Origin of the sequence: Pedobacter caeni, assembly GCF_900129215.1 — a bacterium.
GTDB classification, from domain to species: domain Bacteria; phylum Bacteroidota; class Bacteroidia; order Sphingobacteriales; family Sphingobacteriaceae; genus Pedobacter; species Pedobacter caeni.
Window position 1 is genome coordinate 109,440 of the sequence record NZ_FQUQ01000009.1, and the last position, 13,599, is coordinate 123,038.

The 13,599-nt window shown below is 40.7% G+C and carries 13 protein-coding genes; 4 read left to right on the forward strand and 9 right to left on the reverse strand.

Annotated features, from left to right (window positions below; translation table 11 throughout):
- From BUC20_RS32455 to BUC20_RS32465, 3 genes are all read right to left on the reverse strand, one after another.
- Entirely contained in the window at window positions 1-1,104 is a 1,104-nt protein-coding gene (locus BUC20_RS32455) for a carboxylate-amine ligase (RefSeq protein ID WP_073238713.1), read from the reverse strand.
- Between the two features lie 24 nt (window positions 1,105-1,128).
- Window positions 1,129-2,301 (reverse strand): ATP-grasp domain-containing protein, encoded by a 1,173-nt coding sequence (locus BUC20_RS32460; protein WP_234994638.1) that lies wholly within the window; start codon window positions 2,299-2,301, stop codon window positions 1,129-1,131.
- A 101-nt stretch (window positions 2,302-2,402) separates the two neighbouring features.
- Window positions 2,403-3,107: an esterase family protein gene (locus BUC20_RS32465; protein WP_073238893.1), complete on the reverse strand. Its 705-nt coding sequence runs from the start codon at window positions 3,105-3,107 to the stop codon at window positions 2,403-2,405.
- A 175-nt stretch (window positions 3,108-3,282) separates the two neighbouring features.
- Here BUC20_RS32465 and BUC20_RS32470 point away from each other — a divergent pair, with 175 nt between their 5' ends.
- On the forward strand, window positions 3,283-4,104 hold the full coding sequence (locus tag BUC20_RS32470; RefSeq protein WP_073238716.1) for an alpha/beta hydrolase: 822 nt from the start codon (window positions 3,283-3,285) through the stop codon (window positions 4,102-4,104).
- Here the strand turns inward: BUC20_RS32470 and BUC20_RS32475 are convergent.
- Window positions 4,095-4,766, reverse strand: a complete 672-nt coding sequence (locus tag BUC20_RS32475; RefSeq protein WP_073238718.1) for an NAD(P)H-binding protein — start codon at window positions 4,764-4,766, stop codon at window positions 4,095-4,097. The genes BUC20_RS32470 and BUC20_RS32475 overlap by 10 nt on opposite strands.
- Window positions 4,767-4,997: 231 nt before the next feature.
- Between BUC20_RS32475 and typA the strand changes: the two genes are divergently transcribed.
- The 3 genes from typA to BUC20_RS32485 all read left to right on the forward strand — a co-directional run bounded on the left by typA (window position 4,998) and on the right by BUC20_RS32485 (window position 8,520).
- On the forward strand, window positions 4,998-6,800 hold the full coding sequence (gene typA, locus BUC20_RS32480) for a translational GTPase TypA (protein WP_073238721.1): 1,803 nt from the start codon (window positions 4,998-5,000) through the stop codon (window positions 6,798-6,800).
- 618 nt (window positions 6,801-7,418) lie between these two features.
- The gene (locus tag BUC20_RS33835; protein WP_143166985.1) at window positions 7,419-7,631 is read left to right on the forward strand and encodes a hypothetical protein; all 213 of its coding nucleotides are present in this window, start codon (window positions 7,419-7,421) and stop codon (window positions 7,629-7,631) included.
- A gap of 172 nt (window positions 7,632-7,803) precedes the next feature.
- Entirely contained in the window at window positions 7,804-8,520 is a 717-nt protein-coding gene (locus tag BUC20_RS32485) for a 3-ketoacyl-ACP reductase (protein ID WP_073238723.1), read from the forward strand.
- Window positions 8,521-8,586: 66 nt separating this feature from the next.
- On the opposite strand, the gene BUC20_RS32490 is transcribed toward BUC20_RS32485, so the two are convergent.
- The 5 genes from BUC20_RS32490 to BUC20_RS32510 form a co-directional block, all read right to left on the reverse strand.
- Window positions 8,587-9,852, reverse strand: coding sequence for a M12 family metallopeptidase (locus BUC20_RS32490; protein WP_073238726.1), 1,266 nt, complete (start codon window positions 9,850-9,852; stop codon window positions 8,587-8,589).
- Between the two features lie 202 nt (window positions 9,853-10,054).
- Window positions 10,055-10,708, reverse strand: coding sequence for a phosphatase PAP2 family protein (locus BUC20_RS32495; RefSeq protein WP_084529486.1), 654 nt, complete (start codon window positions 10,706-10,708; stop codon window positions 10,055-10,057).
- 91 nt (window positions 10,709-10,799) lie between these two features.
- Window positions 10,800-11,531 (reverse strand): AAA family ATPase, encoded by a 732-nt coding sequence (locus BUC20_RS32500; RefSeq protein WP_073238733.1) that lies wholly within the window; start codon window positions 11,529-11,531, stop codon window positions 10,800-10,802.
- A gap of 2 nt (window positions 11,532-11,533) precedes the next feature.
- Window positions 11,534-12,283: a glycosyltransferase family 2 protein gene (locus tag BUC20_RS32505; protein ID WP_073238735.1), complete on the reverse strand. Its 750-nt coding sequence runs from the start codon at window positions 12,281-12,283 to the stop codon at window positions 11,534-11,536.
- Window positions 12,284-12,302: 19 nt separating this feature from the next.
- On the reverse strand, window positions 12,303-13,574 hold the full coding sequence (locus BUC20_RS32510) for a glycosyltransferase family 4 protein (protein ID WP_073238738.1): 1,272 nt from the start codon (window positions 13,572-13,574) through the stop codon (window positions 12,303-12,305).
- Window positions 13,575-13,599 lie beyond the last annotated feature (25 nt).

Sequence of the window (13,599 nt, forward strand, 5' to 3'; positions counted from 1 at the left end):
TTATTTAGCACCTATTAACGTTTGTGTGGTTATGTAATCTACCACCGCCTCAAAGTTACCATTTTGTTCGTAAACAGCCAATTGCCTGTCTGCTCCGGTGCCATTTTCCAGAATTTTGTGCACATAATTGATGTCATCCCTGCAGCCCAGTTCGTCCACTACATCGTCTACAAAATCCAATAATTCTAAAACTAGATTTCTACAATTTACCTCCATTTCTTTTCCAAAATCGATCAAGTTTCCATCAATGCCATACCTTGCTGCACGCCATTTGTTTTCGTTGATCAAAGCCCTGGAATAGCTGATGAATTTCATGTTTTGCAGGCGGAGCTTATATAATTTGGCACATAGCGCCTGGAATAAGGCCACAAAAGCCATGGTTTCATCAATTAACATCGGACAATCGCAGATTCTGAACTCAATGGTTTCAAAAAATGGATGCACCCTGATGTCCCACCAGATCTTTTTCGCGTTGTCGATACTGTTCGTTTTGATCAATAGTTTCACATAGTTGTCGTAATCCTCGATGCTGTTGAAGATGTCAGGAATCCCTGTTCTTGGGAATTTGTCAAATATTTTTGTCCTGAAAGACTTGTATCCTGTGTTTCTGCTTTCCCAAAAAGGGGAGTTGGTAGACAATGCAAAAACGTGGGGCAGAAAATAGCGGACCTGATTGGCGATATGAATGGCCAATTCCCTGGATTGGAAGCCAACATGGACATGCAGGCCAAAAATAAGGTTAGACCTGGCTGCCTCCTGCAGTTCGTTTACAATCTCGCTATAACGAGGATGTTCAGTAATCAATTGTTTTTCCCAATGGGAAAAAGGATGTGTACCGGCAGCACCGATTCTTAAACCCTGTTCTCCTGCAAGTTGAGATACCGTATATCTCAATTGAGAAATCTCCGCACGGGCCTGCTCTGTATTTTTACAGATTCCCGTGCCTACCTCTACTACGGCCTGATGCATTTCTGCTTTTACCTGATCCTTATGTATTTTTTGTGCGGCCTCCACGATCTTTTGATCGTGTGAGGTCAGTTCGCGTGTTACGGGATCGACCACCATGTACTCTTCCTCTACACCAAGCGTAAAATCGTTCATCATATTATATATTGGTTTGATGCCTTGTTATTTCTTTGCTGTACTTGCTTTTTTTGCTTTTGCCGGCGCTTTTGCTGCTGCTTTTTTTACCGGTGTTTTTGCGGCTGCAGCGGGTTTTGCATCTGCTTTAACCTTTGCTGCCGGTTTAGCTTTTCCAATTAGTGGATTACCATTTGCTGCCGTTCTGACGTATTCGCCCCAGGTCAGGTTATCCTGTCCATCAACATGAGCTAATGCACGTTCTATTGCATATTTAGCAGAGGCTTCCACTACCCAGTCGAAATTTTCCTGACCCACACTGGTCACTTCCGCATCCGGTGCCGGGTTACAGAAGTCAATGGCATAAGGAATACCATCGCGCACGGCAAATTCTACTGTATTGAAATCATAACCCAGGTATTGATTGAGCAGGAGTACATAGTCGTGAATGGTTTGTAATAATTTTTCACTTGATGGTGCTTTATCTACCGCATAACGTAAATGAGCCGGGTTTCTTGGTTCATATTGCATAATTTTCACATACTTGCCACCAATACAATAACACCTGAAGTATTCATCAAAGATGATTTCTTCCTGAAGCATCATTACCGTTTGTTTCGTCTGACTGTGCTTATCGAAAAAGTCTTCCTTGTCATGCAGCTTATAAACCTCTTTCCAGCCTCCGCCATCAAAAGGTTTCATATAGGCCGGAAATCCTGTGTATTTAAAGATCCCATCCCAATCCATCGGAAAAGCAAGGTTGCTGAATGATTTATCGGTGGTATCATCAGGCTGATCATAAGAAGGGATCAATGCGGTTTTAGGGACAGGAACTCCTAGTTTTACCGCCAGTGCATTATTGAAAAATTTCTCATCTGCACTCCACCAGAATGGATTGTTGATCACCGCAGTGCCTGTCATGGCTGCATTTTTTAAGGCCGCACGGTAAAAGGGAACATCCTGAGAGATCCGGTCTATAATTACGGCATATCCCAGGGGTTCAGACTGGAATATTTTGTCGATGCTTACAAATTCTGCCCTGATGTCTTTTCCTGCCAGTTCATTTACTCGTTTTACAAAGGCTTCCGGAAATGACCTTTCCTGCCCAAATAAGATTCCAATTTTTTTCATATAATTAGCGTAGTTTTTATAGGTCGTGTTGGTTTTTACGTTATTTAAGCCCCCTTTGTTGGTTCTGTCCGACAAGGTTGCTGGTTTCATTGCTGTTTTGGTTTGTTTTTCGAATCCCCTATGATTCTATATTTTCTTATTGATGAAACAACAAAAGCAGGTTAATGTTCTGATAAATATCTCTTTATGGATTACAGTTGAGACAGGTATTCCGGAAACATTTGTCGCCAGGTGGGCCAGTCATGATCCGCATTCTGCCGGATGTCAAGCCAATGCCCGATGCCTTTTGCGTTTAAGATGCCGGAGAGCTTTTCATTATCTCCTTTACACATATCCCGGTCTGATGTTCCCAGAATGATCTTCATGTTCCACAGTTCCCGGTTCTGGTCGTGTGGCAAAAAGTCTACCGGATTATTGAAATATACATCATCATTGTAAAAACCATCCATTTGCCCGCGGATATCAAAAGCACCACTCATGCTAAACATATGGCTCACCAGCCATGGGTGTCTGAAAGCGAAGTTTGCGGCGTGATACCCTCCAAAACTACATCCCGCAGTGATGACCTTATCATGCCCTGTCTCATGTCTCGCCATGGAAGAGACTTCCTCCAGCAATAACTGATCATACCAGATGTGGTTCTTTACCCGGTCTGCAGGATGGATCTCCTTATTGTACCAGCTTAGTTTATCGATACTGTCTACACAGTAGATCTTAATTTTTCCTTCTTCAATAAAGTGCTGTACAGACTCAATTAATTTGAAATCTTTGTTCTCAAAATACCGCCCCATACTGGTGGGAAAGAGCAGGATCGGATAACCACTTTGTCCGAAGGTCAACAGCTCAAAATCCGCGCTTAGATTATGGCTATACCATTTTTTATACTCTTCAACCATGTTGCGAAAATTAGCTGCTTTAAGGTATAAAAAACTATTTTCAAAGCCAAAGGAATATTTACATTTCTTTCTATAAATCTGCACATTAGCTAAAAAACATTGGTATTTATGAAGATATTTTCTCAGGAATAGTACCTTTGCAAACTATTTGTGAGAAAGGGGAAATTGCCGCATTATGTATACTACCATGTTACTTCCGGAAGTGATCAGAACTAAAAACGTATTAAAGTCTGCCAGTTTAAAAAGAGAGGTCGAATTAGAAATCTTTATGCCAGACAATCTGCTGGGAAATGAAGTGTTGAATCTGCTGATCTTAAATGATGGGCAAGATGCTGATGGCCTGGATTTACAAAATACGTTGAACGGATTATACCAGACTTATAAAATAGAACCCCTGGTGGTGGTGGCTGTTAAAGCTTCCAAAGACCGGGTTCAGGAGTACGGTGTTGCCGGTGTTCCTGATTTCGTGGGGAGAGGCGCTTCAGCTCCTGCCTATACTGATTTTGTGATTAACGAGCTGCTTCCTTTTGTTCAGGGAGAGGTAGCGATGCCCATCAACGGAAAAAGAGCCTTTGCAGGATGCTCTCTTGGCGGTTTAACCGCATTTGATATTGCCTGGAATAACGACAATTACTTCGATGCTGTTGGTGTCTTTTCCGGATCTTTCTGGTGGAGGAAAAAAGACCTTAAAGACGGGTATACCGATGACGACCGTATTCTTCATCAGATGATCAGACAGACCGATGGTAAACCTGAGCTGAAATTCTGGCTGATGACAGGTACAGAAGACGAAACTGCCGACAGGAACCGGAATTTTATCATTGATTCTATTGATGATACCATTGATGTGATCAAAGCGTTGTTGGATAAAGGATACCAACGTCCTGAAGACATCGCTTATTATGAAATGGTAGGCGGGAAACATGAGGTTCCTAGCTGGGCTAAAGCGATGCCTGCATTTTTAACCTGGGCGTTTGGCAGAAAGACCTATTTATAGGCATTTCTACTGATTTCTTCAATTTTATCAGAAGGGTAAATAAAAGTTCCCGGAGCATCTTCCAGAGATTTCTTTAACATAGCCAGTGCTACTTTTTCTATTTTGATGCTCCTGTATTTCCGTAAACCGGAAATTAACAGTGGATTTAGGATTCGCATCACTACGGTCATCAGACTTTCCAGGTTACGGCTTTCTTTCCTGTCGCCATCCAATAGGGAAGGTTGATAAATGTGGATGCTTTTAAAGGGGATTTCTTTCAGGTCGCGTTCTACTTCTCCTTTTGTTTTCGTGTAAAAGATGCTGGAGGAAGGATTTGCACCCAAAGCGGATACCAGATGATACTGTTCTGCTCCGTTGTTTTCAGCAATGGTGGCCGCATCCAGCGGATACTGATAGTCTATCTTTTTGTATTGTACTAAGTCTGGTGTTTTACTTTTTGTGGTTCCCAGGCAACAGAAAACGACATCCCCCTGAATTTGTGGCGCATATTCCTGTAGCTTGTCAAAATTAACCACCAGCTGCTTTAGTTTGGGATGTTGCCGTTCCAGTTTTTTCCTTCCAACAATCAGCACTTCTTTATAACGACTGTTGCTGAGCAGCTGTTCCAGTAAACTTTCTCCAATTAATCCCGTTGCCCCAAGTAAAACTGCTTTCTTTTCCATCTTTTATTCTTGCCAGGGTTTTCTGATGTCAGTTTTTTCTGATGATCTGATCCTGATTTATGCTTCAACAAAGTAAACATTAACGGGGGGAACATCAATAGTGATCTTCAATAAAATGGTCATAACGATTATATTATAAAGCAGCTGTTATTTTTCATTATTTGCTCTTAACTAATTGATTGATATGTCGATAATAAAACGTATCTTTGCGCCAAAATTTACACGCATTTTATGCAAAAAATAAGAAATATAGCTATCATAGCCCACGTTGACCACGGTAAAACTACACTGGTTGATAAGATCTTACACTCTTGTTCAATCTTCCGTGATAACGAACAGTCGGGAGATTTAATACTTGACAATAACGATTTGGAACGTGAACGTGGTATTACCATCGTTTCCAAAAACGTATCTGTTATGTATAAGGATGTAAAAATCAACATTATTGATACCCCTGGTCACGCCGATTTTGGTGGTGAAGTAGAACGTGTATTGAAAATGGCTGATGGAGTATTGTTATTGTGTGATGCTTTTGAAGGTGCAATGCCTCAAACTCGTTTCGTTACACAAAAAGCTTTGGCTCTGGGTTTAAAACCAATCGTAGTCGTAAATAAAGTTGATAAAGAAAACTGTCGCCCTGAAGAGGTTTACGAACAGATTTTCGAATTGTTCTTTAACCTTGAAGCTACAGAAGATCAATTGGATTTCCCTGTAATTTATGGTTCATCGAAACAAGGATGGATGAGTACTGACTGGAAAGTGCCTACTACAGACATTTTCGCACTTTTAGACGCAGTTGTTGCCAATATCCCTCCTGCGCCTACCAACGATGGTACACTTCAAATGCAGATCACCTCTTTAGATTATTCTTCTTTCGTAGGTCGTATCGCGGTTGGACGTGTTCACCGTGGTTCAATTAAAGAAAACCAACCGGTTACTTTAATTAAACGTGATGGTAAGATTGTAAAATCAAGAGTAAAAGAATTATATACTTTCGAAGGTTTAGGAAAGATCCGTGCTACTGAAGTAAAATCAGGAGATATCTGCGCTGTTGTAGGTATCGAAGGTTTTGATATCGGTGATACTATCGCTGATTTTGATGCTCCGGAACAATTGCCGGTAATCAAAATTGATGAGCCAACAATGAACATGTTGTTCACCATCAATAACTCACCATTCTTCGGTAAAGAAGGTAAATTTGTTACATCTCAACGTATCAAAGAGCGTCTTTACAAAGAAATGGAGAAAAACTTAGCACTTAAAGTGGTAGAAACAGAGTCTCCTGATGCTTATTTAGTATACGGAAGGGGTATTCTCCATTTATCAGTATTGATCGAGACCATGCGTCGTGAAGGTTACGAGCTTCAGGTAGGTCAGCCACAGGTAATCATCAAAGAAATTGATGGTAAAAAATGTGAGCCGGTTGAAACCCTGATCGTTGATGTACCGGGTGAGGTTGCTGGTAAAGTAATTGAGCTGGTAACACAACGTAAAGGTGAATTGCTGATCATGGAGCCTAAAGGAGATTTACAACATTTAGAGTTTGAAATCCCTGCACGTGGTATCATCGGATTAAGAAATAACGTATTAACTGCTACTGGTGGTGAAGCGATTATGGCGCACCGTTTCAAAGCTTATGAGCCTTGGAAAGGAACTATTCCGGGAAGATTAAACGGAGTATTGGTTTCTATGGAAAAAGGTACAACTACCGCTTATTCTATTGACAAATTACAGGATCGTGGTCGTTTCTTCGTTGATCCGGGTGTTGATGTTTATGAAGGTCAGATTATGGGTGAGCACATCCGTGACAATGACCTGGTAGTAAATATTGTTAAAGGTAAAGCTTTAACCAACATGCGTGCTTCAGGTACTGATGACAATACACGTATTGCTCCTGCAATTAAATTCTCTTTAGAAGAGTGTATGGAATATATCCAGGCTGACGAGTACATCGAAGTTACCCCGGTAAGCATGCGTTTACGTAAAATCTACTTAACTGAAGGTGAACGTAAAATAAAAGGTAAAAACTTCTAGTCCTTCGGGATCAGAAAATACGAGCCCGCAGGTCAACACCTGCGGGCTTTTTTTGTATACCGGAATTTGGTCGTAATCGACTATTGCTGGCAGCTTCAGAGCGGCATCAAAATACTTATCTTTTTGTTCAGCTTAGGTTGAACCACCATCAGAAAACGAATAAATTTTTTCTTCGATAAAATAGCTGCCTGATGTTAGTTTTAATTTCAATAAGCTGTTTTTACGTGTATAAAAATTCTTTTTAGATAAAAATAATGTTTGATAATGCAATAATTATATTATAATTTAGTTTTTGTAATTTATTATTGATTATTGTGCGGTATGTTTTTTTTAAATCATGTGTTTATTTCCTCTTGAATTAATTAAGGTGATTTTAAGGCTGGGTTAAGGTGAAAGATGAAGTGCGAAAAGGATTTAAGAACAATCCGTAAGAGACTGTGTAATTTTTATTTTTCTGATAAAATCATCTATAAACGAGGTGTTATTATATTATAAGTGGGGGGCGATTGCGAATATACGAACGTGATAACCAGCATGAATGTTAAAAAAGAAATGCAGCTAACAATAGCTAGGCGTGAAAAAGCTATACAATCTAACCACTAAAATTTAAACAAAACAATGGAAAAATTAAATTTAACCCCATCAAGAGGTCTGAATGCTGAGATTTTAACAAGAACTCAATTAAAAAAAGTATTGGGCGGTAAAGTTGAGCCTGATTGCAGTGATGATTGTGATACAGACGATAAATGCCAGACTGGATATGTATGTAGATCTCAGCCATGTGGACAAACTACATACATGACCTGTGTACCTAAAGGTGGTGCGTCATAGTAAGGGTCCTTAATTATTATTAACGCGTTGGAATATGAATCAGCAAGCTGATTCATATTCCAACGCGTTTTTTATGAAATCCTTTTCTTTTGTCAATTTATATAGCATAAGTAGCCAATTCTTACTGGCTGCTCTTCTTTTTTCTTAATTTTGGCACCTAATACAAGACAATATGGAATCATTGAAGGGAAAAAATGCCATCATTACCGGTGCCGGAAAAGGAATCGGACGTGCCATGGCTATTGGCCTGGCACAGGAAGGTGTGAATATAGGTTTAGTGGCAAGAACAACATCTGACTTAGAAAAAGTAGCCGCAGAATTGGCGCAGTATGGGGTCAAAACTGCAATCGCAACAGCAGATGTAACTGATATTAACGCTGTCAATGTGGCCATTGCTTCGATAAAATCTTCATTGGGTGCAATAGATATTCTGATTAACAATGCAGGGATTGGTGCTTTTGGTTCTTTTATGGAGCTGGAGCCCGAAAAATGGGAAGAGATCGTTAAGGTCAACCTATTTGGCCCTTATCATGTCACCCGAGCAGTGCTTCCCGAGATGATCGAGAGAAAAGCAGGGGACATCATCAATGTTTCTTCCACTGCAGGTAAAAATGGTGCCGCAGTGACCAGTGCCTACAGCGCTTCTAAATTCGGCCTGATCGGAATGTCCGAATCATTGATGCAGGAAGTACGTAAACACAATATCCGTGTGAGCACTTTGGTTCCAAGTACCATTTCCACTGATATGGCAAAGGACCTCAAACTAACAGATGGAAATCCAGACCGTGTGATGCAACCGGAAGATTTTGCGGAACTGGTGGTTGCACAATTGAAGCTTAACCGCAGGGTATTCCTGAAAGAAGCCGGATTGTGGTCAACAAATCCTTAAATCGTAAAGAACAAAACATAAAAATCCCCTGAATCCCTAAGGATCTCAGGGGATCATATAATTGCGCTAGTTTATTTTCTTAAATTTCCAGAGTTGTGCCTTTGAAAGACTTAGATCTCCAATCTTTACGGCAGAATCATCAACAGTTGCAGTATCCTGCACATCTAAACTCACTTTTCTTGCACTTGCAGGAATAAGCCTGAAATAATCATTGGTATACGAAGGCACAATCTGCCACAATTGATTGTTGCCTGTTGAAGAAGTATATACAATGACATTCGTTCCGGATGCGGTTGAGCCTCCTTCCACATCAAGGGATTTTCCTGTGTTATTTTGAGGAACAAGCTTATAAAATCCATCTCTCACATGGCTGATCTGCCAACGTTGGTTCAGGCCATCATCATCCGTTTTAATAGTGATACTTTTGTTGTTGGCAGCTACCTGAAGATTTTTTCCTTCAGCATGCTGAGGTTCTATCTCATAAGTTCCTGCCTGTATATGTGTCCCCTGATTGTATTTGTAGTTGGTACTCAAACGGTCCCCTTCAGAAAGCTGTGTACGTTGCATATTCCATCCGGTCCCATCTTTTCTGCTCATTGAAGTTCCTGAGGGATAAATCATGATCGAAGTATAGTCAAATGGTCCAACCCCAAACGCGCTTGGTGCAGGGATATACTGAGAGTTAGTGGTATTTACATTGATGAACAAATCGCGGTCAGGCCGGCGTTGCTCATGGTGTAATCCTAAAGCATGACCAATTTCATGGGCGATGGATCCCACAGGATAAGAATCCGGATCCACGGAGATGATTTGGGGACCTCCTTTTCTTCCTATTGAGTTACTGAAAGCAGAATTGTCGCTGTTTTCATTGAGTTCAATATAATCTGAAGTATTGGCATCGGCTACTATAAATTCAAAATCAAGGCCTGGTACTGTCCAGAAAGCCGTGGCTCTGATCCAGCGGGCTTTTAGGGTGTCGGAGATGCCGGTCGCAAACTTATAATAGACTTTTCTGTTCGTCCATAATTTTCCCTCTACAGCGCCTTCCGTTGATGGTTTTCCAGCCAGAGATACATCAGCTGCGTTTAAGACAACGTCATTTGAAAACAGGTATTTTCCGTTTTCGATTTCCAGAAGGTCTACGAGTTCTCCCTGATAGTATCCTTTTATACTGGCTCCTGTAGTTTTGGGCTGATAGGTTTCTGCTTTAAGCCCCTTCGCAGAAATCGGATCTGAAAGGTTGTGCTCACCTTCGCTAGATTTTTTACACGCAGCAACACTGGTCGTGATTAAGACCGCTGCGAGTAATTTTTTTAAATGTGTTTGTTTCATTGGGATGATTGGTTTTTGGTGATTAGGAATAATTACATATCATTACAAAGTATAGCCATAGGATAAATTAGCTGATATTCGTAATGATACTTAATCTTGGATATTAACCCTACCAAAGCAGACACTTTGTAAGTTTCCTATACTCTTTTGTAATAAAAGTATATGTTTGGTATGCATTTTCTTGTGTAGGAGAGCAGCTGTTCTATGCTGCCCGGTATCGGTGTGCCAGGAGTCGGTTCTCTTTGAAAATTCTGGATTTATACATCCATTGATAGCTCAATAGTGCACAGCAAATTCCGACCAGGGCTCCAATAACCACATCCTGTAAGAAATGTTGAGCGAGGTAGATGCGGGAATATCCGCAAAGCACAGCAAAAGAAAGACAGTATAATGAAATCCGTTTTTTCTTGAAAACAAGTACCATTACTGTGGCAAGGGCGAAAGCTGAGGCAGTATGTCCGGAAGGGAAGGAATTAGAGCTGTGCAGGTTTAAGCCATTTACGAAATGAGGGTAATTGAAGCCAATCTGTTCAAAATATAAGCCAGGACGCGGCATATTAAACACCCTTTTCATCATTTGAACCATCAAGCCTGAACTGAGAAAAGCCATTAATAGAATTGTTGCCTTTTTTCTTTTTTTAAGGAAAATAAGAATAACGATGATCATCAGGGTAAAAAGACCATCTCCAAGGTTTGTGACCATTAGAAAAAACTGATCCAGCCATAAAGGATGGTAACTGTTAAGCATCAGGAAGCCATCAGCCTTCGAAAAACAACAATTAAAAAGGAGTGAGAAAGTCAGCAGGAGGATGACAAAACCGAAATAGCAGGGTAGTCTGAAAATTCGTTGTAACATTTGAGGCGCTGTATTGCTTTGCTTCAAATATAGCGCAGCACTATAAAGACGGAGTTAAGCTAATGTCATGATATTGTCATGTAGACGAGCCTTAGTCAAATAGAAAACGAAAATAAGCATCTGGATTATCTAAAAAGCTTTTGGTAATCTGGTAATGTTCGGTGTCTTTGTAGCCGATTTCTTCCAGTCCGGATTCTCCAAAGCTAAATATCGTGGACTCCGGATAACAAAGTAGCATAGGGGAATGCGTGGCAATGATAAATTGTGCCTTGCCCGATTGTTCCAGTTTATTGATCACAGACATAAAGGTCATCAGTCTGTTGGGAGAGAGTGCAGCTTCAGGCTCATCCAGAATATAAATACCCCTGTTGAATTGATTTTGGAAAAGCGAAAAAAAAGATTCTCCATGACTTTGTTCATGAAGAGATTTACCTCCATAGGCATCCAGAATGCTGGAATCCTCAATCGCCATTTCATCAATATAGTCTGCAAAATTGAAAAAGCTCTCCGCACGCATAAAAAAGCCATTGCTGATGCGCTTAGGAGTCCATCCAAGTGTAATTGATTTGCTGAGAGGGGTATTATAGCCCTCGTATTGGGCCTCTGCACCTGAATGATGATTGCGGTTTCCGCCACGCAGGCTAAATCCACACTGATCCGCAATTGCTTCTAATAGCGTTGACTTCCCGGAACCATTTTCCCCCACAAAGAAAGTTACATTATCGCGTAACCGGAGGGTTAGTCCCTCTTTAAACGCAGGGATAGAAAATGGATATTCTGCTATCGTCGTTTTAGGCAGGCTGATATGTGATAGAAAAGGCATAATTAATCATTGGTTCTGCGGTGGCGGATGTAGTATTGTGCCAGATTAATTGCAATGAAAATATGATTGATCAGATTTGGAACGAGTCCATAATACTTGGTAAATATGCGGAAACGTTCTTTCAGGCTTGCCAGATGCTTTTTCTTAGAGACCCCACCAACAAGGTATTTGGCCACGTAACTATGGGTGTTCACAATGCTGGATGCATTTTTTGCCGCCCTGATGATCCAGTCGATATCAGAACTGTACTTATACTGCAGATTGAACGGTTCTGCCAGGCTGCGTTTCACATAAATTGCCTGGTGACTAATGCTCATCCCATATTTAAAACTCTGCCAGTCGAAATTTTCAGGTGAGCAATGTCTTCTTTGTCCCAGACTTTCCCACTTTTCATTAAACATCTCTGTCTCTCCATAATAGATGTCTGCTGCGGCAGCGGTATCAAAAACTTCGGCAACAGTTACCGGTGCATAAATTTCATCTCCGGAATTCATAAACAGCACGTAATCCCCTGTTGCAAGGGTAAGTCCTTTGTTCATGGCATCGTAGATTCCTTTGTCCGGTTCTGAAATAAACTGAGTCAATCTCGACTTATATTTATAGATGATGTCCTTTGTGCCGTCATTAGAAGCCCCGTCGATCAGAATATATTCAATGTTCGGGTACGTTTGATTCAATACAGAAAGCATGGTGCGTTCAATATCCTTTACATTATTATAAACGATGGTGATGACACTTAGCTTTGGTTGCATGGAGATAAAATCTAAAAAATTAGCGCGGCTGTAAATTAATAAGGGATTGATACAATAATAAGTGTTTTTCTGCAATAACAGGCTCAGAGAACTGAGTTAAAATCGTTCTTCTTGCTTCTTTTTGAATATCAGGTGCATTTTCATCATGATATAACCATTCTATTCCTGTGGCCAGGTCTTCGGAAGATTCATATTCTGCGAGATAACCATTTTCTAAATGTCTTACCATATCAGGGATACCACCTGTTTTAAAGGCGACCACAGGTGTTGCGCATGCCAGACTTTCCATTACCGTGTTCGGAAGGTTATCTTCCAGTGAGGGCGTTATAAATACGTCTGCAGCGGAATAACACTTTGCCAGATGTTCGTCATTGTTGATGGTCCCCAGAAATGTGGTTTTAAAAGGAAATTCCGGCATATCAACATTGTCTTTATTCCCGAAAATGACCAGTTCTATATTTTCTTTGATGATCCCCGGTCTTTTGGCCAGGTCATTCAATGCATCGATGAGATAGGAGGTTCCCTTATGTTTATCGTTCTTTGAAGGCATAAAACCACTCATCAGGACAAATTTATCCGGATTGATCTTTAGCACTTTTTTAGCTTCAGATTTTACATAAGGTTTGAAAACGTTCGTCTCAATCGTATTTGGAATAACAGTGATGTTGCGGGTTCCCAGCAAACTGCTTAGTTTTACAGACTCGGCCATCCAGTTGCTTGGGGCTACAATATGGCAATTGAGCTCTGAATATGCCTTTTTCTTGCGCAACCATGTTTTATGAGAAAAATCGTCCTTCCCGCTAAACTTTAATAGCGGACAGGAGCCACATTCTTTGTGGTAATTTTCGCAGGAATAGCGCACATGACAGCCGCCGGTAAATGCATTGCTGTCATGAAAGGTCCATACTACCGGTTTCTCCAGTTCATCAATCTCAGCAAGGAACTTTGGAGATAAAAAACCATGGTTAATCCAATGCAGATGAATGATGTCTGCTTCCTTAACCTTTGGGTGTTTGATCACCGAACGGCCAAACCACTGCAAAGAAAAGGGGGTTTTTACCGCTTTCGAAAATGCCTTTGACAAATAGCGCTCAGCAAGGATGTTGAAAACAGCCGTCGCCTTCTGAAAAGGGCTTTTACTGAAAGTTTCCGTAAGCTTACTTTCTTTAAACTGAAAATAGACCAGCACACTTGAATCGACATCTTGTGCCTTCAATGCATCATTTAGTCGCAAACAGGCCCTTCCGGCACCTCCGTTCCCTTCATATGTATTTAGGTGTACTACTTTCAATTTATCAAAATTATCTATTATTGTG

What these genes read in the sequence shown, in the direction of transcription:
- BUC20_RS32455 (WP_073238713.1), bottom strand. Translation starts at nt 1,104, where the DNA reads ATGATGAACGATTTTACGCTTGGTGTAGAGGAAGAGTACATGGTGGTC.
- BUC20_RS32460 (WP_234994638.1), bottom strand. Translation starts at nt 2,301, where the DNA reads ATGAAACCAGCAACCTTGTCGGACAGAACCAACAAAGGGGGCTTAAAT.
- BUC20_RS32465 (WP_073238893.1), bottom strand. Translation starts at nt 3,107, where the DNA reads ATGGTTGAAGAGTATAAAAAATGGTATAGCCATAATCTAAGCGCGGAT.
- BUC20_RS32500 (WP_073238733.1), bottom strand. Translation starts at nt 11,531, where the DNA reads ATGCCTTTTCTATCACATATCAGCCTGCCTAAAACGACGATAGCAGAA.
- BUC20_RS32470 (WP_073238716.1), top strand. Translation starts at nt 3,283, where the DNA reads ATGTATACTACCATGTTACTTCCGGAAGTGATCAGAACTAAAAACGTA.
- BUC20_RS32485 (WP_073238723.1), top strand. Translation starts at nt 7,804, where the DNA reads ATGGAATCATTGAAGGGAAAAAATGCCATCATTACCGGTGCCGGAAAA.
- BUC20_RS32495 (WP_084529486.1), bottom strand. Translation starts at nt 10,708, where the DNA reads ATGTTACAACGAATTTTCAGACTACCCTGCTATTTCGGTTTTGTCATC.
- BUC20_RS33835 (WP_143166985.1), top strand. Translation starts at nt 7,419, where the DNA reads ATGGAAAAATTAAATTTAACCCCATCAAGAGGTCTGAATGCTGAGATT.
- BUC20_RS32490 (WP_073238726.1), bottom strand. Translation starts at nt 9,852, where the DNA reads ATGAAACAAACACATTTAAAAAAATTACTCGCAGCGGTCTTAATCACG.
- BUC20_RS32505 (WP_073238735.1), bottom strand. Translation starts at nt 12,283, where the DNA reads ATGCAACCAAAGCTAAGTGTCATCACCATCGTTTATAATAATGTAAAG.
- BUC20_RS32475 (WP_073238718.1), bottom strand. Translation starts at nt 4,766, where the DNA reads ATGGAAAAGAAAGCAGTTTTACTTGGGGCAACGGGATTAATTGGAGAA.
- typA (WP_073238721.1), top strand. Translation starts at nt 4,998, where the DNA reads ATGCAAAAAATAAGAAATATAGCTATCATAGCCCACGTTGACCACGGT.